General features: G+C 59.7%; 20 protein-coding genes. 16 read left to right on the forward strand and 4 right to left on the reverse strand.

The window, feature by feature from the left end; genetic code table 11:
• Positions 1 to 136 precede the first annotated feature (136 nt).
• The 11 genes from ACM6IN_RS18890 (at position 137) to pdeM (ending at position 14,418) form a co-directional block, all read left to right on the forward strand.
• Positions 137 to 781 carry a glutathione binding-like protein gene (locus ACM6IN_RS18890; protein ID WP_095113859.1) on the forward strand — a complete coding sequence of 215 codons (645 nt, stop codon included), beginning with the start codon at positions 137 to 139 and terminating at the stop codon, positions 779 to 781.
• A gap of 225 nt (positions 782 to 1,006) precedes the next feature.
• The gene (locus ACM6IN_RS18895) at positions 1,007 to 3,457 is read left to right on the forward strand and encodes a penicillin acylase family protein (protein WP_414916522.1); all 2,451 of its coding nucleotides are present in this window, start codon (positions 1,007 to 1,009) and stop codon (positions 3,455 to 3,457) included.
• 412 nt (positions 3,458 to 3,869) lie between these two features.
• Positions 3,870 to 4,904, forward strand: a complete 1,035-nt coding sequence (locus tag ACM6IN_RS18900; RefSeq protein WP_414916523.1) for a ligase-associated DNA damage response exonuclease — start codon at positions 3,870 to 3,872, stop codon at positions 4,902 to 4,904.
• Entirely contained in the window at positions 4,901 to 6,589 is a 1,689-nt protein-coding gene (locus ACM6IN_RS18905) for an ATP-dependent DNA ligase (protein WP_095113860.1), read from the forward strand. The genes ACM6IN_RS18900 and ACM6IN_RS18905 overlap by 4 nt, the downstream gene beginning before the upstream one ends.
• A 324-nt stretch (positions 6,590 to 6,913) precedes the next feature.
• Positions 6,914 to 7,696 carry a transporter substrate-binding domain-containing protein gene (locus tag ACM6IN_RS18910; RefSeq protein ID WP_007918608.1) on the forward strand — a complete coding sequence of 261 codons (783 nt, stop codon included), beginning with the start codon at positions 6,914 to 6,916 and terminating at the stop codon, positions 7,694 to 7,696.
• Between the two features lie 56 nt (positions 7,697 to 7,752).
• Positions 7,753 to 8,481: an ABC transporter permease gene (locus tag ACM6IN_RS18915; RefSeq protein ID WP_007918609.1), complete on the forward strand. Its 729-nt coding sequence runs from the start codon at positions 7,753 to 7,755 to the stop codon at positions 8,479 to 8,481.
• The gene (locus tag ACM6IN_RS18920; protein ID WP_016986412.1) at positions 8,478 to 9,188 is read left to right on the forward strand and encodes an ABC transporter permease; all 711 of its coding nucleotides are present in this window, start codon (positions 8,478 to 8,480) and stop codon (positions 9,186 to 9,188) included. Before ACM6IN_RS18915 ends, ACM6IN_RS18920 begins: the two co-directional genes overlap by 4 nt.
• A 12-nt stretch (positions 9,189 to 9,200) precedes the next feature.
• Entirely contained in the window at positions 9,201 to 10,319 is a 1,119-nt protein-coding gene (locus ACM6IN_RS18925) for a succinylglutamate desuccinylase/aspartoacylase family protein (protein WP_414916524.1), read from the forward strand.
• Between the two features lie 13 nt (positions 10,320 to 10,332).
• A complete protein-coding gene (locus tag ACM6IN_RS18930; protein ID WP_007918612.1) occupies positions 10,333 to 11,097 on the forward strand; it encodes an ABC transporter ATP-binding protein in 765 nt (254 codons plus the stop codon).
• A gap of 178 nt (positions 11,098 to 11,275) precedes the next feature.
• Positions 11,276 to 13,765: a ligase-associated DNA damage response DEXH box helicase gene (locus ACM6IN_RS18935; RefSeq protein WP_414916525.1), complete on the forward strand. Its 2,490-nt coding sequence runs from the start codon at positions 11,276 to 11,278 to the stop codon at positions 13,763 to 13,765.
• Positions 13,762 to 14,418: a ligase-associated DNA damage response endonuclease PdeM gene (gene pdeM, locus ACM6IN_RS18940; RefSeq protein WP_095113863.1), complete on the forward strand. Its 657-nt coding sequence runs from the start codon at positions 13,762 to 13,764 to the stop codon at positions 14,416 to 14,418. The genes ACM6IN_RS18935 and pdeM overlap by 4 nt, the downstream gene beginning before the upstream one ends.
• A gap of 46 nt (positions 14,419 to 14,464) precedes the next feature.
• On the opposite strand, the gene ACM6IN_RS18945 is transcribed toward pdeM, so the two are convergent.
• Together ACM6IN_RS18945 and dcd are read right to left on the reverse strand one after the other, a co-directional pair.
• Entirely contained in the window at positions 14,465 to 14,674 is a 210-nt protein-coding gene (locus ACM6IN_RS18945; RefSeq protein WP_007918615.1) for a hypothetical protein, read from the reverse strand.
• Positions 14,675 to 14,780: 106 nt separating this feature from the next.
• Positions 14,781 to 15,347, reverse strand: coding sequence for a dCTP deaminase (gene dcd, locus ACM6IN_RS18950; RefSeq protein ID WP_007918616.1), 567 nt, complete (start codon positions 15,345 to 15,347; stop codon positions 14,781 to 14,783).
• Positions 15,348 to 15,701: 354 nt separating this feature from the next.
• On the opposite strand from dcd, the gene ACM6IN_RS18955 reads away from it, so the two are divergent.
• Positions 15,702 to 15,911: a cold-shock protein gene (locus ACM6IN_RS18955; protein ID WP_002554837.1), complete on the forward strand. Its 210-nt coding sequence runs from the start codon at positions 15,702 to 15,704 to the stop codon at positions 15,909 to 15,911.
• A 164-nt stretch (positions 15,912 to 16,075) separates the two neighbouring features.
• Here ACM6IN_RS18955 and ACM6IN_RS18960 read toward each other — a convergent pair whose 3' ends face one another.
• Entirely contained in the window at positions 16,076 to 17,083 is a 1,008-nt protein-coding gene (locus ACM6IN_RS18960; protein WP_414916526.1) for a DUF481 domain-containing protein, read from the reverse strand.
• A 164-nt stretch (positions 17,084 to 17,247) separates the two neighbouring features.
• On the opposite strand from ACM6IN_RS18960, the gene ACM6IN_RS18965 reads away from it, so the two are divergent.
• The 4 genes from ACM6IN_RS18965 (at position 17,248) to ACM6IN_RS18980 (ending at position 22,020) form a co-directional block, all read left to right on the forward strand.
• A complete protein-coding gene (locus ACM6IN_RS18965; RefSeq protein ID WP_414916527.1) occupies positions 17,248 to 17,601 on the forward strand; it encodes an MGMT family protein in 354 nt (117 codons plus the stop codon).
• Positions 17,602 to 17,644: 43 nt separating this feature from the next.
• Positions 17,645 to 19,204, forward strand: a complete 1,560-nt coding sequence (locus tag ACM6IN_RS18970) for an AmpG family muropeptide MFS transporter (protein ID WP_007918629.1) — start codon at positions 17,645 to 17,647, stop codon at positions 19,202 to 19,204.
• 129 nt (positions 19,205 to 19,333) lie between these two features.
• Positions 19,334 to 21,049 (forward strand): proline--tRNA ligase, encoded by a 1,716-nt coding sequence (locus ACM6IN_RS18975; protein WP_007918631.1) that lies wholly within the window; start codon positions 19,334 to 19,336, stop codon positions 21,047 to 21,049.
• Between the two features lie 17 nt (positions 21,050 to 21,066).
• Positions 21,067 to 22,020, forward strand: a complete 954-nt coding sequence (locus ACM6IN_RS18980; protein ID WP_007918633.1) for a hypothetical protein — start codon at positions 21,067 to 21,069, stop codon at positions 22,018 to 22,020.
• A gap of 102 nt (positions 22,021 to 22,122) precedes the next feature.
• On the opposite strand, the gene dinB is transcribed toward ACM6IN_RS18980, so the two are convergent.
• Positions 22,123 to 23,184 carry a DNA polymerase IV gene (dinB, locus tag ACM6IN_RS18985; protein ID WP_095113865.1) on the reverse strand — a complete coding sequence of 354 codons (1,062 nt, stop codon included), beginning with the start codon at positions 23,182 to 23,184 and terminating at the stop codon, positions 22,123 to 22,125.
• Between the last annotated feature and the right edge of the window lie 192 nt (positions 23,185 to 23,376).

Genomic DNA, 23,376 nt, shown 5'->3' on the forward strand with positions numbered 1-23,376 from the left:
CTCACGCGGGGTCATTGAATTCTGCGCAGTTCAGCATCACCTCTTCCTACTAAGCAAGCTATCGAACGCACACGGGACGACCTGACGCCGGCGTTTGCTGTCCGCACACACGTCCATTTCTGCTTTGGAGTTTTCCATGATCGATCTGTATTACTGGACCACCCCCAACGGCCACAAGATCTCCCTGTTCCTTGAAGAAGCCGGCCTGCCGTACAACGTCCATCCGATCAATATCAGCCAGGGTGAGCAGTTCCAGCCGCACTTTCTGAAAATCGCGCCGAACAACCGCATTCCGGCCATCGTCGATCATGAACCGGCCGATGGTGGCGAGCCGCTGTCGCTGTTCGAATCCGGGGCGATTCTTTTGTATCTGGCGGAGAAAACCGGAAAGTTTCTGCCCAAGGACCTGCGCGGTCGACAAACGGCGCTGCAATGGCTGTTCTGGCAGATGGGCGGACTGGGGCCGATGGCCGGACAGAATCACCATTTCAGCCAGTTCGCACCGGAAAAAATCCCCTATGCAATCAAGCGCTACATTGATGAGACGGCGCGGCTGTATGGCGTATTGAACAAACAACTGGCCGATAACGAATTTGTCGCCGGCAGCGAATACAGCATTGCCGACATGGCGATTTATCCGTGGATCGTCTCGCACAAATGGCAGAGTCAGAATCTCGAAGACTTCCCCCATGTGCAGCGCTGGTTCAACCACATCAAGGATCGCCCAGCGACAGTGAAGGCCTACGCGTTGGTGCAGAAAATCAATCCACCGAAGTCCTGAATCGCCGTGATTCTGATCGTTCCCACGCTCTGCGTGGGAATGCAGCCCGGGACGCTCCGCGTCCCTTCAAAGCCGAACGCGGAGCGTCCGTTGAGGCATTCCTTTGCTGCGCGCTGAAACGATCGTCGAGAACTGAAGAAATAACTCTGTCGCCCGCTTGCGCGGCACCCTCCTGCTCACTAACGTAGCGCCTTTACTGACGCTACCCCCCGCAGGAGCTTTGCCATGGCCTCGCCAGCCCTCACACATTTTCTTCCCCGGTTCGGCGTTGCCGCAGCAGTGGCCGGTGTTTTGGGCCTGTCCGGTTGCCAGACCTGGAACGCTCAGGACACCCTCCCGCCGACCTCCGGTGTGCAACCGCTCAAGGGCCTGGCGCAGAACGTGTCGGTACGCCGCAATGCCATGGGCATGCCGTTGATCGAAAGTAATACTTTCCACGACGCGCTGTTCAGCCTCGGCTATGTGCACGCCAGCGACCGCATCAACCAGATGGTCACCTTGCGCCTGCTCGCTCAGGGGCGTCTGGCGGAAATGTCCGGCGCGTCGATGCTCGACGCCGACCGCTACATGCGCGCGGTCAATCTGAAGAAAAGCGCCGGCGAGCTGTACAAAGCCTCGTCGCCACGCCTCAAGCGTTTCTTCGAAGTCTATGCGCGGGGTGTCAACGCCTACCTGTTCCGCTACGCCGACAAGTTGCCGGGCGATCTCGCCTCCAGCGGTTACAAGCCTGAATACTGGAAGCCGGAAGATTCGGCACTGATTTTCGCCCTGCTGAATTTCAGCCAGTCGGCCAACCTGCCGGAAGAAATTGAATCCTTGGTGCTCGCGCAAACCGTGACCAGCGACAAACTGGCCTGGCTGACGCCGTCCGCGCCGGACGAAAACCTGCCACTGGCCGAGGCCGACAAGCTGCAAGGCCTCAAGCTCAACGGGCAAATCCCCGGTCTGACCGAGCTGAGCAACGCCAGCCAGCAACTGTCGGCGCTGAACCTGCTGGGCACCACGTCTTCAAACAACTGGGCGATCGCCCCGCAACGCAGCCGCAGCGGCAAGAGCCTGCTGGCCAGCGACGCCCATGGGCCGCTGGCCGCGCCGTCGCTGTGGAGCTTCGTGCAGATCCGCGCGCCGAAATATCAGGCGGCGGGCGTCACCGTCGCCGGTTTGCCGCTGGTTCTCGGTGGCTTCAACGGCAAAGTGGCGTGGAGCACGACCAGCGTGCTCGGCGATAACCAGGATCTGTTCCTGGAAAAAATCCGTCGCCAGGGCAGCAGCCTGACCTACGAGGTCAACGGCAAATGGCAACCGCTGGGCGTGCGCAACGAAACCTACTTCGTCAAAGGCCAGCGGCCGATTCGCGAAGCGGTGTACGAAACCCGTCACGGCGCGTTGCTCAACAGCGCTCAAGCGGCGGCGCAAGGCAGCGGTTTCGGTCTGGCCTTGCAAACCCCGAGCTTCACTGACGATAAATCGCTGGACGCATTTTTTGACCTGACCCGCGCACAAACCGTCGAGCGCGCCTCGGATGCCAGCCGCGAGATCCGCGCCATCGCCCTGAATCTGGTGTTCGCCGATGCGAGCAACATTGGCTGGCAAGTCACCGGGCGTTTCCCCAATCGGCGTGAAGGCGAAGGTTTGCTGCCATCGCCGGGCTGGGAAGGTCGCTATGACTGGGACGGTTACGCCGACCCGATGCTGCACCCGTACGATCAGGACCCGGCACAAGGCTGGCTCGGCACCGCCAACCAGCGCGTGATTCCACACGGTTACGGCATGCAGTTGTCGAACTCCTGGGCGGCGCCGGAGCGTGGCGAGCGTCTGGCGGAGCTGGCCGGCAGCGGCAAGCACGACAGCCGTAGCGTGATCGCCATGCAATACGACCAGACCACCACCTTCGCCGCCAAGTTGAAGAAAGTCTTCGAAGCACCGGGCATGAAACAACCGCTGAAACAGGCGATTGACGCTCTGCCGGAAGCGGATCGCAGCAAGGCGCGTGAAGCGTTCACGCGGTTGATGGCGTTCGACGGCAAGCTCAGCCCGACCTCGGCGGATGCGGCGATCTATGAGTTGTTCCTGCAGGAAAGCATGAAGCAGATCTTCCTCGACGAACTCGGCCCGGAATCGAGCGCGGCGTGGAAAGCGTTTATTGCTAATGGTGATTTGTCCTACGCAGCGCAGGCCGATCATCTGTTGGGACGCGAAGACAGTCCGTTCTGGGATGACATTCGTACGCCGCAGAAAGAGGATAAAGCGCTGACTCTTGCCCGTAGCTTCGCGGCGGCGATCAGCGCTGGCGACAGTCAGTTGGGCGGCGATCACCGGGCCTGGCAGTGGGGCAAATTGCACAGCTATGCGTGGAAGAACAGCAATGGACAGATCGTGCGCGGGCCTCTGGCGGCGGGTGGCGATCACACGACGCTGAACACTTCGGCGTTCACCTGGGGTCAGGATTTCACCACCACCCGCGCGCCGTCGATGCGTTTCATCGTTGACTTCGGTCAGGCTGAGCCGCTGATGGGCCAGAACGGTACGGGACAATCCGGGAATCCGGTCAGTCCGAATTACCTCAACGGGATTGATGCGTGGCTGAAGGGGCAGTACATCGGCTTGCCGATGCAGCCGCAGAACTTTGATCGGGTCTATGGCAAAACTCGTTTGACCCTTACTCCCGGCAAATAAGCTGAACGGCAAAAGCCCCTCACCCTAACCCTCTCCCAAAGGGAGAGGGGACTGATTGGGGGATGCTTGAGTCATACGCCGACCTGAACGTGCACTGCCGAATCCAGAATCAACTCGGTTCGTGCCTTGCCGAATCCGTAATCGACTCGGTCTTACAGGTCGATGTAGCTGGCCAGACACCTCGGTCAACCCCCTCTCCCTCCGGGAGAGGGCTGGGGTGAGGGGCTTTTGATCTGGTCCAGAATCTGTGCTCGACTCGGTTTTTTCAGGTCGATGTCAATCGCCAGACACCTCGGTCGGCCCCCTCTCCCTCTGGGAGAGGGCTGGGGTGAGGGTTGCTCTTCAAAGTCGATAGAACTTCCGGACACGCGCCAGCCTCATAGCTAACAAGCCCCCCATTTCTGGTAACGACATGGACCTTGTTATCGCCCGCCCCGAAGGCCTTTATTGCCCTGCGGGAGATTTCTACATAGATCCGTGGCGCCCCGTCGAGCGCTCGGTCATTACCCATGCCCACGGCGATCACGCTCGTACCGGCAACCAGCATTACCTCGCCAGCAGCGCCAGCGAAGGGATTTTGCGCGCGCGTCTGGGGCAAGACATCAACCTGCAAACCCTCGCCTACGGCCAGCGCCTGACGCACCACGGTGTCACCTTGAGCTTTCATCCGGCCGGCCACGTGCTCGGTTCGGCCCAAGTGCGTCTGGAATACGGCGGCGAAGTCTGGGTCGCGTCCGGCGATTACAAGATCGAACCGGACGGCACCTGCGCCCCGTTCGAACCGGTGCGCTGCCACACCTTTATCACCGAATCGACCTTCGGCCTGCCGATCTACCGCTGGCAGCCACAGGCGCAGGTGTTCAGCGAGATCAATCAGTGGTGGGCGGCGAATATTGCCGCCGGCAAGGCCAGCGTGTTGTTCTGTTACTCGTTCGGCAAGGCCCAGCGGATTCTCCACGGCATCGATGAATCCCTCGGCCCGATCCTCAGCCACGGTGCGGTCGAACCGCTGAATCGGGTCTACCGCGAGGCTGGTGTGTACCTGCCGCCGACGATCTACGCCGGCGACTTGAAAAAAAACGATCCGATCATGCGCCAGGCCCTGGTCATCGCTCCGCCCTCGGCCGGAGGCAGCACCTGGATGCGTCGCTTCGGCGAGTTCAGCGACGCGTTCGCCAGCGGCTGGATGCGTTTGCGCGGCACCCGGCGGCGGCGCGGCGTCGATCGTGGTTTCGTGCTTTCCGATCACGCTGACTGGCCCGGCCTGCTCTGGGCCATTGAGCAAACCGGCGCAGAGCGGGTGATGGTCACCCACGGCTCGATCGGCGTGCTCGTGCGGCATCTGCGCGAACAGGGTCTGGATGCCCAGGGTTTCAATACCGAATACGGCGATGACGAAGAAGAAAACCTCGCCACCGAACCGACCATCGCCGAGATGCCAGCATGAGAGCATTCGCCGAGTTGTACGCCGAACTCGACGCGACCACGTCAAGCAACGCCAAACTGGCGGCAATGCAGACTTACTTCGCCCAGGCCGAACCGCATGACGCCGCGTGGGCGGTGTACTTCCTCTCCGGGGGGCGGCCCCGGCAACTGGTGCCGGTCCGAATCCTGCGCGAACTCGCCGTCTCAGTCTCCGGCCTCGAGCCGTGGCTATTCGAGGAAAGCTATCAAGCGGTCGGCGACCTGGCGGAAACCATTTCTCTGGTACTCGCGGAAAACCTGCACAGCTCCGACGCCGGCCTCGCCGAATGGATCGAAGACAAACTCCTGCCGCTGCGCGGTGAAACTCCGGAATACCTCAGCCGACAACTGCCCGCCCTGTGGGCGCAACTGGATCGATCGAGCCTGATGCTGTGCATCAAATTGATCACCGGCAGTTTCCGCGTCGGCGTCTCGAAACTGCTGGTTACCCGCGCCTTGGCGTCGATGGCCGGGCTGGACAGCAAACGCGTGGCGCAGCGTCTGGTCGGCTACACCGACCTGTCCAATCGGCCGAGCGCCGCCAGCTACCTGAAACTGATCGCCCCGGAATCCAGCGATGAGCATGCCCAGCGCGGCGGCCAGCCCTACCCGTTTTTCCTCGCCCACGCCTTGTCGCAACCGGTGGAAGAATTCGAAGCGCTGATCGGCCCGGCCAGCGACTGGCAAATTGAATGGAAATGGGATGGCATCCGTGCACAAGTGGTCAAGCGTGAAGGCCGGCTGTGGATCTGGTCGCGGGGCGAGGAACTGGTGACCGAGCGTTTTCCCGAATTGGAAGTGCTGGTACACGGCTTGCCCGACGGCACGGTGATCGACGGCGAAATCGTCGTGTGGAAAAGCACGCATCCGCGTACTGAAGATGCTTTCGATCCGCAATCGACCGAACCTGCGGCGGTGCAACCCTTCGCCTTGCTGCAACAACGCATCGGCCGCAAAACCCTCGACAAGAAAATCCTCGAAGACGTGCCGGTGGTGGTGCTCGCTTACGACTTGCTTGAATGGCAGGACGAAGACTGGCGCAACCAGCCGCAGGCCAAACGTCGCGCGCAACTGGAAGATGTCATCGCCCGCTGTAACAGTCCGGTATTACTGCCCTCACCGGTGCTGACGGGCAGCGACTGGTTCGACCTCGCCCGCCAGCGCGAGTCATCGCGGCGCTTGGGTGTCGAGGGCATGATGCTCAAGGCGCGGGATTCGCTGTACGGCGTCGGCCGCACCAAGGACATGGGCGTGTGGTGGAAATGGAAGGTTGATCCGTTCAGTGTCGATGCCGTGTTGATTTACGCCCAGCGCGGTCATGGTCGGCGCGCCAGTTTGTACAGCGATTACACCTTTGCCGTGTGGGACGGCCCACCCGAGTCCAGCCAACGCGCGCTGGTGCCGTTTGCCAAAGCCTATTCGGGGCTGACCGATGAAGAAATGCGCCAGGTCGACAGCATTGTGCGCAAGACCACGGTGGAGAAATTTGGGCCGGTGAGTAGCGTGAAACCGAGTCTGGTGTTTGAGCTGGGCTTCGAAGGCATCGCCCTGTCGCGGCGGCACAAGAGCGGCATCGCGGTGCGTTTCCCGAGGATGTTGCGCTGGCGGCAGGATAAAACCGTGGAAGAAGCGGATAGCCTCGCGACCTTGCAAGATCTGTTGGCCTGACCCCAATCTCCCGGACATTGATCGTTCCCACGCCCCGCGTGGGAATGCAGCCTGGGACGCTCCGCGTCCCCCCAAAAGCCAAACGCGGAGCGTCCGTTGAGGCATTCCTTTGCTGCGCATGGAACGATCAGCCACAAAACAGTGCATGCTTTCTGCAATGCCCAGTTCCGGGCATTCAAACGCCCTCATCCCTCCGCACCCAACCTTTTAAAACACTTGTTCGGGACTCTGGTTCGGAAATTGCTACTTTCTATAGGTCGTACGCGTTCCAGTAACAATAATTCTGCGCCACAAGCGCTCATATTGGTTCTTAGGGATTGAATAATGAAAAAAGCATTGCTGACCCTTTCTGCACTGGCGTTGTGCATGGCCGCTGGCTCCGCGCTGGCCAAGGAATACAAAGAGTTGCGCTTTGGCGTTGACCCTTCGTACGCACCGTTCGAGTCGAAAGCGGCCGACGGCAGCCTGGTGGGCTTCGACATCGATCTGGGCAACGCGATCTGCGCCGAACTGAAGGTCAAGTGCAAGTGGGTCGAAAGTGACTTCGACGGCATGATTCCGGGCCTCAAAGCCAACAAATTCGACGGTGTGATCTCGTCGATGACCGTGACCCCGGCCCGCGAAAAAGTCATCGACTTCTCCAGCGAGCTGTTCTCCGGCCCGACCGCTTATGTGTTCAAAAAAGGCTCCGGTATCACCGCAGACGTCGCATCCCTCAAGGGCAAAACCGTCGGCTACGAGCAGGGCACCATTCAGGAAGCCTACGCCAAAGCCGTGCTGGACAAGGCCGGCGTGAAAACCCAGGCCTATCAGAACCAGGATCAGGTGTATTCCGACCTGACCTCTGGCCGTCTCGACGCCGGTATCCAGGACATGCTGCAAGCCGAACTGGGCTTTTTGAAGTCGCCACAGGGCGCCGACTATGACGTCAGCAAGCCAGTCGACAGCGAATTGCTGCCAGCCAAAACCGCTGTCGGTATTAAGAAAGGTAACACTGAGCTGAAAGCGCTTTTAGATAAAGGTATCAAAGCGTTACACGATGACGGCAAATACGCCGAGATTCAAAAGAAACACTTTGGCGATCTGAATCTGTACAGCGGCAAATAATGCCCCGGCGCCCATCCTCGATGGGCGCCTTTTCCATCCGCTCAGGTTGCTGATTTATGTTCGAAAACCTCTTACAAAATCTGGGGCTCTCCGCCTTCAGCCTCAAGGGTTTTGGCCCGTTGCTGTTGGAAGGCACCTGGATGACCATCAAATTATCGGCGTTGTCGCTGTTGGTGGCCGTGTTGCTCGGCCTGCTTGGCGCTAGTGCCAAACTGTCAAAAGTCAAACTGGTGCGCCTGCCCGCGCAGCTCTACACCACGCTGATTCGCGGGGTGCCGGATCTGGTGCTGATGCTGCTGATCTTCTACAGCCTGCAGACCTGGCTGACGTCTCTGACCGATTATCTGGAATGGGAATACATCGAAATCGACCCGTTCAGCGCCGGGGTGCTGACCCTGGGTTTCATTTATGGTGCGTATTTCACCGAAACCTTCCGTGGCGCGATCCTCGCCGTGCCGCGCGGACAGGTTGAAGCGGCCACAGCGTATGGCCTCAAACGCGGCCAGCGCTTTCGCTTCGTGGTGTTTCCGCAAATGATGCGCTTCGCCCTGCCGGGTATCGGCAACAACTGGATGGTGATGCTCAAGGCCACCGCGCTGGTGTCGATCATTGGTCTGGCCGATCTGGTCAAAGCCGCGCAGGACGCCGGTAAAAGCACTTATCAACTGTTCTACTTCCTGGTTCTCGCCGCATTGATCTATCTGCTGATCACCAGTGCCTCGAATTTCATCCTGCGCTGGCTCGAACGTCGCTACGCCGCCGGCGCCCGGGAGGCCGTACGATGATCGAACTTTTGCAGGAATATTGGCGAGCCTTCCTTTATACCGATGGCCAGAACATTACCGGGCTGGCGATGACGCTGTGGCTGCTCAGCGCCTCGATCTTCATCGGTTTCCTTGTTTCGATTCCGCTATCGATCGCGCGGGTTTCGCCGCACTTCTACATTCGCTGGCCGGTGCAGTTCTACACGTACCTGTTCCGTGGCACGCCGTTGTATATCCAGCTGTTGATCTGCTACACCGGCATTTACAGCCTCGCCGCCGTACGTGCGCAGCCGCTGCTCGACAGTTTCTTTCGCGATGCGATGAACTGCACGATCCTCGCCTTCGCCCTCAACACCTGCGCCTACACCACGGAGATTTTCGCCGGAGCGATTCGCAGCATGAACCACGGCGAGGTCGAAGCGGCCAAGGCTTACGGGCTGACCGGCTGGAAGCTGTATGCCTACGTGATCATGCCGTCGGCGCTGCGCCGTTCGTTGCCGTATTACAGCAACGAAGTGATCCTGATGCTGCACTCGACCACCGTGGCCTTCACCGCGACCATCCCCGACATCCTGAAAGTCGCCCGGGACGCCAACTCGGCGACCTTCCTGACTTTTCAGTCGTTCGGCATCGCCGCGCTGATCTACCTGACCATTACCTTTGCGCTGGTCGGCTTGTTCCGCCTTGCTGAACGCCGATGGCTGGCTTTCCTCGGGCCGACTCACTAGGACACCTTTGCAATGCGCCACCTGATTCATGACTTGCTGGCCCCGCTGCCGGGGACCGCACGACAGATCCACAGCTTCCACTTCGGCCCGGAACAGGCCAAGGGCAAGGTTTACATTCAGTCTTCGCTGCATGCCGACGAATTGCCGGGCATGCTCGTCGCCTGGCATCTCAAACAGCGTCTGGCCGAGCTGGAGGCCGCCGGGCGCCTGCGCAGCCAAATCGTGTTGGTGCCGGTGGCCAACCCGGTCGGCCTCGAACAAGTGCTGATGGACGTGCCGCTGGGCCGTTACGAACTGGAGAGCGGGCAGAACTTCAACCGCTGGTTCGTCGACCTCAGCGAGGAAATCGGCAACGCCATCGAGGGCAGGCTGAATGACGATGCACAGCACAACCTTGAACTGATCCGCAGCCATCTGCGCAATGCCCTCGCCCGCCAGACTGCCAGCACGCAACTGCAATCCCAGCGCCTGATCCTGCAACGGCTGGCCTGTGATGCGGATATGGTGCTCGACTTGCACTGCGACTTCGAATCGGTGGTTCACCTCTACACCACGCCCGAAGCGTGGCCGCAGGTCGAACCGCTGGCGCGCTATATCGAAGCCCAGGCGAGCCTGCTGGCCACTGACTCCGGCGGTCAGTCGTTCGACGAATGCTTCACGCTGCTGTGGTGGCAATTGAAAGAGCGCTTCGGCGAACACTTCGAGATTCCGCTGGGCAGTTTCTCCGTGACCGTCGAGTTGCGCGGCCAGGGTGACGTTACCCATCCGCTCGCCAGTCGCGACTGCCAGGCACTGATCGATTATCTGATCCAGTCCGATGCGATCGTCGGCGAGACCAAACCGCAACCACCGCTGCCGTTCCCCGCCACGCCGCTGGCCGGTGTGGAACCGGTGACCACCCCGGTCGGCGGCCTGCTGGTGTATACCGCCACGGCGGGGCAATACCTCGAAGCCGGGCAGCAGATCGCCGAAATCATCGACCCTATCCACGACCGGGTCACCCCCATTCATTGCACCAGCGCCGGCGTGATGTACGCCCGTTCGCTGCGACGCATGGCCACTGCCGGCATGGTCATCGCCCACGTCGCGGGCGCTGAAGCCTATCGCAGCGGCTACCTACTTTCGCCTTGAGGATGTCTGTCCCATGTACAAACTGACCGTTGAAGGCCTGCACAAAAGCTATGGCGACCATCAGGTGCTCAAAGGCGTTTCGCTCAAGGCCAAGACCGGCGACGTGATCAGCCTGATCGGTGCCAGCGGCTCGGGCAAAAGCACTTTTTTGCGCTGCATCAACTTTCTTGAACAACCCAACGACGGCGCCATGAGCCTCGATGGCCAAGCAATCCGCATGGTCACCGACCGCCACGGCATGCACGTCGCCGATGCCGATGAACTGCAACGTTTGCGCACGCGGCTGGCGATGGTGTTCCAGCATTTCAACCTGTGGAGCCACATGACCGTGCTGGAAAACATCACCATGGCCCCGCGCCGGGTGTTGGGTTGCAGCAAACAGGAAGCCGACGATCGTGCGCGGCGTTATCTCGACAAGGTTGGTTTGCCGGCGCGAGTGGCCGATCAATACCCGGCGTTTCTCTCCGGCGGCCAGCAACAGCGCGTAGCGATTGCCCGGGCGCTGGCGATGGAGCCTGAGGTGATGTTGTTCGATGAACCGACCTCGGCGCTCGATCCGGAATTGGTCGGTGAAGTGTTGAAGGTGATTCAAGGGCTGGCGGAAGAAGGCCGGACCATGATCATGGTGACCCATGAGATGAGCTTCGCTCGTAAGGTTTCCAGCCAGGTGTTGTTTCTGCATCAAGGTCTGGTGGAAGAAGAAGGCGCCCCCGAGGAAGTCCTCGGCAACCCGAAAAGCGAACGCCTCAAACAATTCCTCAGCGGAAACCTCAAGTAGCCCACGTTCCCCTGTAGGAGCAGCCGAAGGCTACGATCTTTTGATCTTGTTTTGTAGAGATCAAGATCAAGATCAAAAGATCGCAGCCTTCGGCAGCTCCTACACGGTCACCCTGATTAAACCTTTCGCCAACTGATGTGGTCACTGGAAGAACCCCTCCAGAGCGCGCGCAGCCCGCATGGCGAAATCCTCCGACCTGGCAAAAATCTGGTTCAGCGCCCGCGGCTGGAAGCCGTTCGCCTTTCAGAAAGATGTATGGGCGGCGGTCAAAAAAGGCGAATCCGGCCTGCTCCACGCCAGCACCGGTGCCGGTAAAACCTATGCCGTGTGGTTTGCCGCGCTCAATCGCTTCGCGCGCTCGCAGCCTGCCGTCGAAACACCGCGCAAACGCAAATCACCGGCCGAACCGCTGACCGTGCTGTGGATCACCCCCATGCGCGCCCTCGCCGCCGACACCGCGCGCGCTTTGCAAACACCGGTCGATGACCTGCAGATCCCGTGGAACATCGGTCTGCGCACCGGCGACACCAGCAGCAGCGAGCGCGCCCGCCAGAGCCGACGCCTGCCGACCACGCTGATCACCACCCCGGAAAGCCTGACCCTGCTGCTCGCCCGCGCTGATGCACAGGTAGCGCTGTCGACTCTGCGCATGATCGTCGTCGATGAATGGCACGAACTGCTGGGCAACAAGCGCGGCGTGCAACTGCAACTGGCCCTCGCCCGCCTGCGGCATTGGCAGCCTGAGCTGATCGTCTGGGGCGTCTCGGCCACCCTGGGTAATCAATCCCACGCCGAGCAGGTGCTGATCCCACAGGGCGGCGGCATCAGCATTCAGGGGCAAAGCGAAAAAACGCTGAAGGTCGACACCCTCCTCCCACCGGCCATCGAGCGTTTTCCCTGGGCCGGGCATATCGGTCTGAAGATGCTGCCGCAGGTCGTTGCCGAACTGGATGCTTGCGCCAGCACCTTGGTCTTCACCAATACGCGGGCGCAATCGGAAATCTGGTATCAGGCGCTGCTGGAGGCACGGCCGGACTGGGCCGGGCTGATCGCGTTGCATCACAGCTCCCTGTCTCGCGAGACTCGCGACTGGGTCGAACAGGCCTTGAAGAACGGGCATTTGAAAGCCGTAGTCTGCACTTCAAGCCTGGACCTGGGCGTGGATTTCCTGCCCGTCGAGCGCGTGCTGCAAATCGGCTCGGCCAAAGGTGTCGCGCGCCTGATGCAACGGGCCGGACGCTCGGGCCATGCACCGGGCCGCACGTCGCGGGTGACGCTGGTGCCGACGCACAGCCTTGAGTTGATCGAAGCCGCCGCCGCCCGCGATGCCGTCGAACAACGGCGCATCGAACCACGCCTGTCACCGCACAAACCGCTGGATGTGCTGGTGCAACACTTGGTCAGCATGGCCCTCGGCGGTGGGTTTATTCCTGAAGAGTTGTACGAAGAAGTCCGCGGCGCCTGGGCCTATCGCGACCTGACACCCGCTGACTGGAGCTGGGCGCTAGCTTTCGTACGCCATGGCGGGATGTCTCTGACAGCCTATCCGGATTACCGCCGGGTCGAGCCGGACGAGCACGGCGTCTGGCGCGTACCGGATGCGCGATTGGCGCGGCGCCATCGCATGAGCATCGGCACCATCGTCAGTGACGCGAGCATCCATCTGAAATTCTGGAGCAAGGGCGGCGGTGGCAAACAGTTGGGCAGTGTCGAGGAAGGCTTTATCGCGCGGCTTAAACCGGGTGACGGTTTTCTCTTCGCCGGACGTTTACTGGAGTTGGTGCGGGTGGAAAACATGACCGCTTACGTCAAACGCAGCACGGCGAAGAAAGCCGCGGTGCCGCGCTGGAATGGCGGGCGGATGCCACTTTCCAACGAGTTGGCCGAAGCCGTGGTCAGGCGCTTCAGTGCCGCCGCGCAGGGTGAGTTTGTCGGCCCGGAAATGCAGGCGTTGCGACCGTTACTGGAAACGCAGATGCACTGGTCTGGCTTGCCCACCGCCGAAAATCTGTTGGCCGAAGTGCTGAAATCCCGCGAAGGCTGGCACCTTTTTCTCTACCCGTTTGCCGGGCGCCAGGTGCATCTGGGGCTGGCGAGCCTGCTGGCCTGGCGTGTCAGCCAGCGCCAGCCCGTGACGTTCTCGATCGCGGTGAACGATTACGGCCTGGAATTGCTCAGCGCCACGCCCGTCGACTGGGCCGAGCATTTGAATACACAACTGTTCAACGCCGATCACCTGTTAAAGGATGTACTGGCCAGCCTCAACGCAGGCGAATTGGCGTTGCGACGCTTCCGTGAAATCGCCCGGATTGCCGGGCTGGTCTTCGCCGGTTACCCCGGTGCGCCGAAAAGCACCCGGCAGGTACAGGCGTCCAGCGGTTTGTTCTTCGAAGTGTTCAAACAATACGACGCCGATAACCTGTTGCTCGCACAGGCCGGGGAAGAAGTCCTACGAGAGGAATTGGATATTCAACGTCTGGAACAGACACTGGAGCACATCAACCGGATGAAACTCGACGTGCATCAGATAAAGCGTCCTACACCCCTGGGGTTTCCACTGCTGGTGGAGCGCATGCGCGAAAGCATGAGTTCAGAGAAACTCGCCGACCGCATCAGACGGATGGTTGGAGACCTGGAAAAATCCGCCGACAAGGGCAAACACCGATGAACGCGCCCTACCCTGTGCGACTGGCGGGTGAAGACCTCTGGTTGCTGCCGGAAAAGGCCCTGTACTGGCCGGCGCAACAGGCCTTGCTGATTGCCGATGTGCATTTCGGTAAAGCCGCCGCCTACCGCAGCCTCGGTCAACCGGTCCCGCAAGGCACTACCGCGAGCAATATTGCAGTGATTGACCGATTGCTGGCGAAAATGCCCTGCCGACAGCTGATATTCCTTGGCGATTTTCTCCACGGACCCGGCTCGCATGCCGTGGGGACTTTGCGCGAACTGGCCGAATGGCGTGCGCGCCATGTTGATCTGCCGATGACACTGATCCGCGGCAATCACGACAAACGGGCGGGCGATCCGCCGGAATCGCTGAATATCCGGGTCGTGCCCGAACCGCTGCTGATCGGGCCATTCGCCCTGCAACATGAACCGGACCCGCATCCTGAACGACACGTACTGGCCGGTCATGTGCATCCGGTCTATCGGTTACATGGCAAGGGCCGACAAAGCTTGCGCCTGGCGTGTTTCAGACTCAGCGAACGCATCAGCCTGCTGCCGGCCTTTGGCGCGTTTACCGGGGGATATCCGGTCGAGAAGGAGCAAAACTGCAGAATTTTCGTCATCGGTGACAACGAAATATGGCCAGTCAGTTGACGTCTTCACAGACCTCATCTGACTGGCCATTGGTTTTCAATGCAGATCAGGCAACCGGTGCCGGTGGCGGCTCGTCTGGAAGGGTCGGTTCGCCCGGCTCGGTCGGTTGTTCGTTGGGGGTATCGGGATCGGGCTGTCCGGGAATTCCGCCGGCCATGCTCAGTGGCGGATGCGCCAACAAGGACCAGGCCAATACGCCAATCTGATTGGGCTCGAGCCTTGCCAGTTCGGCAGTGATTTGCGGATCGATCTTCATAGGGCACTCCTCGCGAAGGCCCGTTTTGCCGAAAGCAAAAACGGGCAGTACACCCCATAGAGTGTCTGCCCGCCAAAGAATTCCCGCGATCTGTCGGATGGACCGATCAGGTGCGCGGCAAGGTCACGCCACGCTGGCCCTGGTACTTGCCACCGCGATCCTTGTAGGACACTTCGCATTCCTCGTCGGATTCAAGGAAGAGCATCTGCGCCACGCCTTCGTTGGCGTAGATTTTCGCCGGCAGGTTAGTGGTGTTGGAGAATTCCAGCGTCACGTGGCCTTCCCACTCTGGCTCAAGCGGGGTGACGTTAACGATGATGCCGCAGCGCGCGTAGGTGCTTTTACCCAGGCAGATGGTCAATACATTGCGCGGAATGCGGAAGTATTCGACGGTGCTGGCCAATGCAAAGGAGTTCGGCGGAATGATGCAGACGTCGCTATGGACGTCGACGAAGCTGCCCGGGTCGAAGTTTTTCGGGTCGACGATGGACGAGTTGATGTTGGTGAACACCTTGAAGTGATTGGTGCAACGTACATCGTAGCCATAGCTCGATACACCGTAGGAGATCACACGGCTGTCATCGCTGCCGCGCATCTGGCGCTCGACGAACGGTTCGATCATGCCGTGTTCCTGCGCCATGCGGCGAATCCACTTGTCCGATTTGATGCTCATGGCGGGGTGTCCTGAATAGCGAGGTGGAAAAATTCTGTCCGGCATCTTACCGGGCGCGCCGCCGGGTTCAAAGTGCGCGGTGCAATTCTCGCCGAACACCCATGAAATACGAGCTTTGGCGACGAACCGTCACACCGCCGATCCCGAAAACAGAGAAACCTTCGCAAGAAGCATTGGCACTTCTCGGAAACTGGGTTAAGGTGGCGTCACTGTGTTGCTTGTGTCACTGAGAATCTCTACACGATATGTTGAATTTCGATCCAACCATCTACAAGAATTTTTCCTGCTCTTTGCACTCAGTCTCGGCCAGGGTTCTTCCTGAGTCGCAGTTATCTTTGTTCAAGGAGTTACACCATGTCTAATCGCCAAACCGGTACCGTTAAGTGGTTCAACGATGAAAAAGGCTTCGGCTTCATCACTCCACAATCCGGTGACGACCTGTTCGTTCACTTCAAAGCTATCCAATCCGACGGCTTCAAAAGCCTGAAAGAAGGCCAACAGGTTTCTTTCATCGCTACCCGCGGTCAGAAAGGCATGCAAGCTGAAGAAGTACAAGTTATCTAACTTGTAGCTTCTTTAGAAAAGAGCCCCGCCCTTAAAAGCGGGGCTTTTTTGTGGGCGTCTGTTTTTCAGCTCGCAAAAAAAGATCGCAGCCTTCGGCAGCTCCTACAGGATTTACATCAATCCTCTGTAGGAGCTGCCGAAGGCTGCGATCTTTTGCTTGCGCCTTACCAGGCCACGCCAAACCCGGCGGTATAACGGGTCTTGTTAAGATCGGCATCGTTAGTGCCACTGATGATGTCGCGCTCAGCCTTGAGGTTGAGCGACGCCCAGTCGGTGACCTTGTAACGCAGCCCCAATTCAGCATCCAGTGCGTAATCAGCAACTCCGGACAGTGGTTTGCCCACTTCACCGTTGGTGAAGAACTCGACTTTCTTGCCAATCAGGTAACGGTTGTAATCCCATTTCATGGCGACAGAGTAGAAGTTGTCCTTGCTGCCATCGCGGTACTCATAGTCCGTGCGGTTGAGCAGCGAGCCCAGCGAGAACGCGCCCAACTCGTCATCCCAGAACTGGTAGCCAGGACCGGTACCAACCACGCGCTGACGCGCCAGCTCTTCGATGTGATCGCGCTTGTAATTCAGACGACCCTGCCAGAACCATTTATCGGTCAGGAAGCGGTCGAGTGCATATTCGGCGCGCCAGTTGTTGGTGGTGGTCTCGTCGTCCTGCACTTCGCGGTTGTACTCGCCTTCGGCGGTATGACGCCAGCGACCATGACGTGCCGTGGTCTTGAAGCCGACATCGTAGTCATCGGTGTCCTTCTCGGCGCGCTGATAATCCAGCGCCAAGTCGACATTGCCCTTCCAGACCAGATCCTCGACCACCGGTTTCGGTTTGAGAATCTGCTGAATGCTCGCCAGCTCGACGGTTTTCGGCGCCTCGCCATTGGCCAGGGTGACCTTGCCATCTTCGGCGGCCGTCAGCGACTTGGACACTTCGCCGGTGTAGGCATCCTGTTTGACCAGCAAGTGCTGATCGCTGGCCAGCGTCTTGACCTCTTTCCAGTCGATGGTGACCGCACCGGCGTATTTGGTCTGGATCAACAGCTTGCCGCCGTCGAATACCGTAATGGTACCGCTCAACTTGTCACCGTTCTTCAACCAGACGGTATCGGCAAGCAGGGGCGTGGACGCGCTGAAAACAGCAAGGCACAGCAAGGATCTGGAAAACATAAGCGAATCGAAGGCTCAAGTTTGCGAAAAAGGTCGGCATTATCCGTAGGAATAAGACCCTGACAAGGACTGACCGAACGATTTCCGATGAGTTCATTTCTCAATTGCGCGATCACCGATTACTCTGAAAGCCATCAAACTGTTCATGCTCAGGAACCGCGTACGTGACAGACCCGCTCGACAGCGTTGAAAACGATGCGCAAATCCGACGCACGGCGCTCTACTCGACGCTCGCCCAAGTGCCCGAAGGCAAAGTCGTCAGCTATGGTCAGTTAGCTGAACTGGCCGGGGTGGGGCGCGCCGCCCGCTGGGTCGGCCGCACCTTGAGCCAGCTACCCGGTGATACCAAACTGCCCTGGCACCGAGTGCTGGGCGCCGGCGGTCGGATCAGCCTGCCGGTGGGCAGCCCATCGGGTGATGAACAACGGGCCAGATTGCGCATGGAAGGCATCACCGTCCTGAACAATCGTGTGGATATTCAGCGCCATGGCTGGCGTCCGGTAGAGCACAGCGGTTAGAGTGCGCGCTTTGTTTTCGCAATCTTGAGGCAGACTTCAGCCCATGCCCCGTAAAACCTGGCGCGCCGCGCTAGCCGCTTATGCCAGTCCTTCGACGCTCGTGCTGTTGTTGCTCGGTTTCGCCGCCGGCCTGCCGTACATGCTGGTATTTTCAACGCTTTCCGTCTGGCTGCGTGAAGCCGGTGTCGCCCGTGAAACCATCGGCTACGCCAGCCTGATCGGCCTGGCTTATGCGTTCAAATGGGTCTGGTCACCACTGCTCGACCAATGGCGCCTGCCGTTGCTGGGCAAACTCGGCCGTCGCCGTTCGTGGCTGGTGCTCTCGCAGGCCTTGGTGATTCTCGGCCTGGTCGGCATGGGCTTCTGCGATCCGCAGAAGCATCTGTCCTGGCTGATCGCCATTGCCGTCGTCGTCGCCTTCGCCTCCGCCACCCAGGATATCGCGGTGGATGCCTATCGCCTGGAAATCGCCGAAGACAACCGCCAGGCCGCTCTCGCCGCCAGTTATATGTCCGGGTACCGCGTAGCAGCGCTGCTGGCCACCGCTGGCGCACTGTTTTTCGCTGAGGGCTTCGGCTCCACAGGTTTCAATTATCAGCACTCGGCCTGGGCCGGCACTTACGCGCTGTTCGGCGCATTGATGATTCCTGCCCTGCTGACCACGCTGTTGATGCGCGAGCCGCCAGTGCCGCTACGCACTCAATTGCAGGCCGGGCGCTATACCTTCATGCATCAACTGATGTCGGTGTTTGTGCTGATTATCTTGCTGGTCTCGGTACCGGCGATGTTCACCCAGCTCTACAACACCGATTTTGCCAGTGTGCTGTTCGGCGACATGAGTCCGCTTGACCTGCTGCTCGAAGACCGCGCCTTCCTGCGCGCGATTCTCTATACGCTGCTCACCGGTCTGTGTCTGTCGACCATGGGTCGTCGCGGCCTCGCACCGGTGCTGACACCGGTCAATGACTTCATTCTGCGCTACCGCTGGCAGGCACTGCTGCTGCTCGGCCTGATCGCCACCTATCGGATGTCGGACACGGTAATGGGCGTCATGGCCAACGTGTTCTATATCGATCAGGGTTTCACCAAGGATCAGATTGCCAGTGTCAGCAAGATCTTCGGCCTGATCATGACGCTGGTCGGCGCCGGCATGGGCGGTCTGCTGATCGTGCGCTTCGGCATTCTGCCGATTCTGTTCATCGGCGGCGCGGCCTCGGCCGCCACCAACCTGCTGTTCGTCATGCTCGCCGACATGGGTCCAAACCTGCAGATGCTGATGGTGACCATTTCCCTCGATAACTTCAGTTCGGGTCTGGCGACGTCGGCGTTCGTTGCCTACCTGTCGAGCCTGACCAACCTGAAGTTCTCCGCCACCCAATACGCCCTGCTCAGCTCGATCATGCTGCTGTTGCCGCGCCTGATGGGCGGCTATTCCGGGGTTCTGGTCGAGAAGTTCGGTTACCACAGCTTCTTCCTGATCACTGCCCTGCTCGGCGTGCCGACGTTGATTCTGATCGCGTTGCACTGGTTTCAGGAAAGCCGCCGCGAAGGCCCGACGCCAACGCCCGAGCCTGTGCCGACGCCGGTCGCAGAAGAATCGTAAGACGTTTCGGCAACGGCGGGAGGAATCTCGCCGTCGTGCCTCCCCACTGACCTCACGCCTGTACGTCGGCAAAACTCGCCGGTACACTGCGGAGTCATTTCCAGTCATAGCAACCGACAACGGCCAACCATGCGCACCAGTCAATTTTTGCTCGCCACACAGAAAGAAACGCCTTCCGACGCGGTCGTGATCAGCCACCAGCTGATGCTGCGCGCCGGCATGATCCGCAAACTCGCCTCGGGCCTGTACACCTGGCTGCCGATGGGCTTGCGAGTCATGCGCAAGGTTGAAGCCATCGTTCGCGAAGAGATGAACGCCGCCGGCTCTCTGGAAGTGTTGATGCCGAGCACCCAACCGGCCGAGCTGTGGCAGGAATCGGGGCGCTGGGAAGAATACGGCCCTGAGCTGCTGCGCATCAAAGATCGCCACGGTCGCGACTTCTGCGCGGGCCCGACCCACGAAGAAGTGATCACCGATCTGATGCGCAACGAGTTGAGCAGCTACAAACAGCTGCCAATCAACCTGTACCAGATCCAGACCAAATTCCGTGACGAAATCCGCCCACGCTTCGGTTTGATGCGTGGCCGTGAATTCATCATGAAGGACGCGTACTCGTTCCACGCTGATCAGGCGTCGCTGCAGGTCACTTATGACCGTATGCACCAGGCGTACTGCAACGTGTTCAGCCGTCTGGGCCTGAAATTCCGTCCGGTGGAAGCCGACAACGGTTCGATCGGTGGCGCCGGCTCGCACGAATTCCACGTACTGGCCGAGTCCGGCGAAGACGACATCGTCTTCAGCAACGGCTCCGACTACGCAGCGAACATCGAAAAAGCCGAAGCGGTGCCACGCGAAACCTCGCGTGCCGCTGCGACCGAAGAGCTGCGCCTGGTCGATACCCCAGACACCAAGACCATCGCGGCGCTGGTGGAAAAATTCAATCTGCCGATTGAGAAGACCATCAAGACCCTGATCGTGCGTGCCGAAGAAGAAGGCAAGCTGATCGCGCTGGTGATTCGAGGCGACCACGAACTCAACGAAATCAAGGCTGCCCAGCAACCGGGCGTTGCCAGCCCGCTGGTCATGGCCACCGATGCCGAACTGCGTGACGCCATTGGCGCCGGCGCCGGTTCGCTCGGCCCGCTGAACCTGCCGCTGCCAATCATCATCGACCGCTCGGTCGAACTGATGAGCGACTTCGGTATCGGCGCGAACATCGACGACAAGCACTACTTTGGCGTGAACTGGGAGCGCGATCTGCCGGTTCCGACCGTGGCCGACCTGCGTAACGTAGTCGCCGGTGACCCAAGCCCGGACGGCAAAGGCACGCTGGAAATCAAACGCGGTATCGAAGTCGGCCACATCTTCCAGCTGGGCAACAAGTACAGCAAGGCGATGAAGTGCGAAGTGCTGGGCGAGAACGGCAAGCCGGTAACCCTGGAAATGGGCTGCTACGGCATCGGCGTGTCCCGCGTGGTGGCGGCTGCCATTGAGCAGAACAACGACGAAAACGGCATCATCTGGAGCGACACTCTGGCGCCGTTCCAGATCGCTCTGGTTCCGCTGCGTTATGAAACCGAGCAGGTGCGCGAAGCCACCGACAAACTGTACGCCGAACTGACGGCCGCCGGTTTCGAAGTGCTGCTGGACGATCGCGACAAGAAAACCAGCCCGGGCATCAAGTTCGCGGACATGGAGCTGATCGGCATTCCTCACCGGATCGTGGTCAGCGACCGCGGCCTCGCCGAAGGCAACCTGGAATACAAGAGCCGTACCGAAGGCGAAGCGCAAGCATTGCCGGTGGCCGACGTATTGTCCTTCCTGCAGGCCCGTATCCGCCGCTGAAACCAGATAGAGACGTCATGTTCAAGCGAAACACCTTAGGCCTCGGTGGCACCGCCCTGTGCGGTGCCCTGCTGGTCAGCGGCTGTGCCAATCACATGTCACAACGCAGCGAGCACGAAGAGCGGGTCGAGCGGAAGTTGCTCGACCATAGCCTGCAGATTGATGTCGGCGAGCCTAAGGCGCTTGAGCTGCCGCAGCGACGCGTGAAGATCAACGAACAGAAGACTTTCGAAGTCACCGAGTTCGAAGTCACCCGTCGCTACGATCGCTACACGCCTTACCAGCCTTGGCGGGAGGTCTACGAGATCCCGCTGGGCGTGGTGGCCGTGGTCGGCGGCGTCGGCGCGAACGTGGTCAACGTTTTCGCTCTCGGCAATCTGCCGGACAGCGTCACCAAGGACTGGCTGAGCTACGGTTTTGCCGGGCTCAATCCGTTCATGAACGTGCAGTCCAATGGTCGCGCGCAGCAGAACCTGGCGGGTATCGATGAAGTCCAGCGCGACAAGCGCACGGAGTATTCGAGCCTGCCGTGGAGCGAGCGCCCGGTGCAGGTCAAGGCTGGCAAGCAGACCTTCGACATGACCACCGATCGTAACGGTGTGCTGCGTCTGAATCTGCTCGACAGCCCGTTTGCCGAAAATGACCTCAATCATGTCGGCAAGCTGCAGATCAGCGTCGAAGACAGCAAGGATGACGTGCACTCTGATTCGTCGCTGATGATCAGCAGTCATCTGCGCGGCAAATTGCTGGAGGCGCACGGGCTGATTTACGACGACCTGGAAGACGACGAAGTGAGCCAGTGGGTACACCGGGTCAAACGTCTGTCGGAACTGGGTCTGGAAGAAGAAGCCAGCGAGCTGGAACAAAGCCTGATCGAACTCACGCGCAACGATCCTGAGCTGCAGACCGAGTTTCTCAAGTCGCTGACCAAGGATGCCGGGCGTCTGGTGGCAGATCCGGGACCGAATTAAGGCCTATTAAAAGATCGCAGCCTGCGGCAGCTCCTACATTGGAACGCATTTCAATGTAGGAGTGAGCCTGCTCGCGATGAGGCCCTTAGATTCCGCAAAAATCTACCGCTCAAACAACTCCATCTGCTCAAACCCGCCGCGCAAATCCTCAAGCCTGACCCCCACCCCCAACAACCGCACCGGCTTCCCGCCGCGATTGAACGCCTGCGTCAGCATCAACTGATAGCTACCGAGATCCCGCCCTGCCCCGGCCTGCTCCAGCGTCGTCTGGGTAAAGTCATGAAACTTCACTTTGACGAACGGCTTACCCGGCCGATAACTGCTGTCGATCCGCGCCATACGGGTTTTCAGGGTTTCCAGCAGCTCCGGCAGTTTGTCGAGGCAACTGCGTAGATCCGGCAGATCAACGTCGTAAGTATTTTCCACACTGATTGACTGACGCCGGCTGTCGTTGTGCACCAGCCGGTCATCAATCCCACGGGCCAGACTCCAAAGTCGCTCGCCAAAACTGCCGAATTCGCGCACCAACGCGAGCTTGTCCCACTCGCGCAGGTGCAGGCAGTCGACGATGCCGAGCCTGCCCAGTTTGTCGGCGGTGACCTTGCCGACGCCGTGCAGCTTGCTTACCGGCAAATCGCTGACAAAGTCTTCGACCTGATCCGGCGTAATCACGAACAAGCCGTTGGGCTTTTTCCAGTCACTGGCAATTTTCGCCAAAAACTTGTTCGGCGCCACACCGGCAGAAACGGTGATGTGCAATTGATTGGAGACTCGACGACGGATGTCTTGGGCGATGCGTGTGGCGCTGCCACCGAAATGCGCGCTGTCCGATACATCCAGATAAGCCTCATCCAGCGAAAGCGGCTCAATCAGGTCGGTGTAATCGGCAAAGATCGTATGAATCTCTTTCGAAGCCTCGCGATACGCATCCATACGTGGCTTGACAATGGTCAGGTCCGGGCACAGTTTCAAGGCATGCCCCGACGCCATCGCCGAACGCACGCCATACGCGCGCGCTTCATAGTTGCAGGTGGCGATCACCCCGCGCCGGTCCGCCGAGCCACCCACCGCCAACGGCTTGCCGGCCAGACGCGGGTCATCGCGCATCTCGATGGCGGCGTAGAAACAGTCGCAGTCAATGTGGATGATTTTTCGCTGAGTCATGTCAGAAAAGGAAACGTGGCGAACCGGATCGCCAGTATCTCACTGACACCTGTATATAGCACCAGTGGTATGAATGTTCTTTCCAAGTGGTAGGAAATGTCCTTTGAATTTATTTTCTCAATCGACGAGTGGCCGCCAATAGAGCTGAAAGCCTTGCCCCGCCTGACCTGCAGCGTGACAAACACCCGCGAA

The sequence above is a fragment of the Pseudomonas sp. IT-P395 genome (assembly GCF_949767675.1).
Taxonomy (GTDB): Bacteria; Pseudomonadota; Gammaproteobacteria; order Pseudomonadales; family Pseudomonadaceae; genus Aquipseudomonas.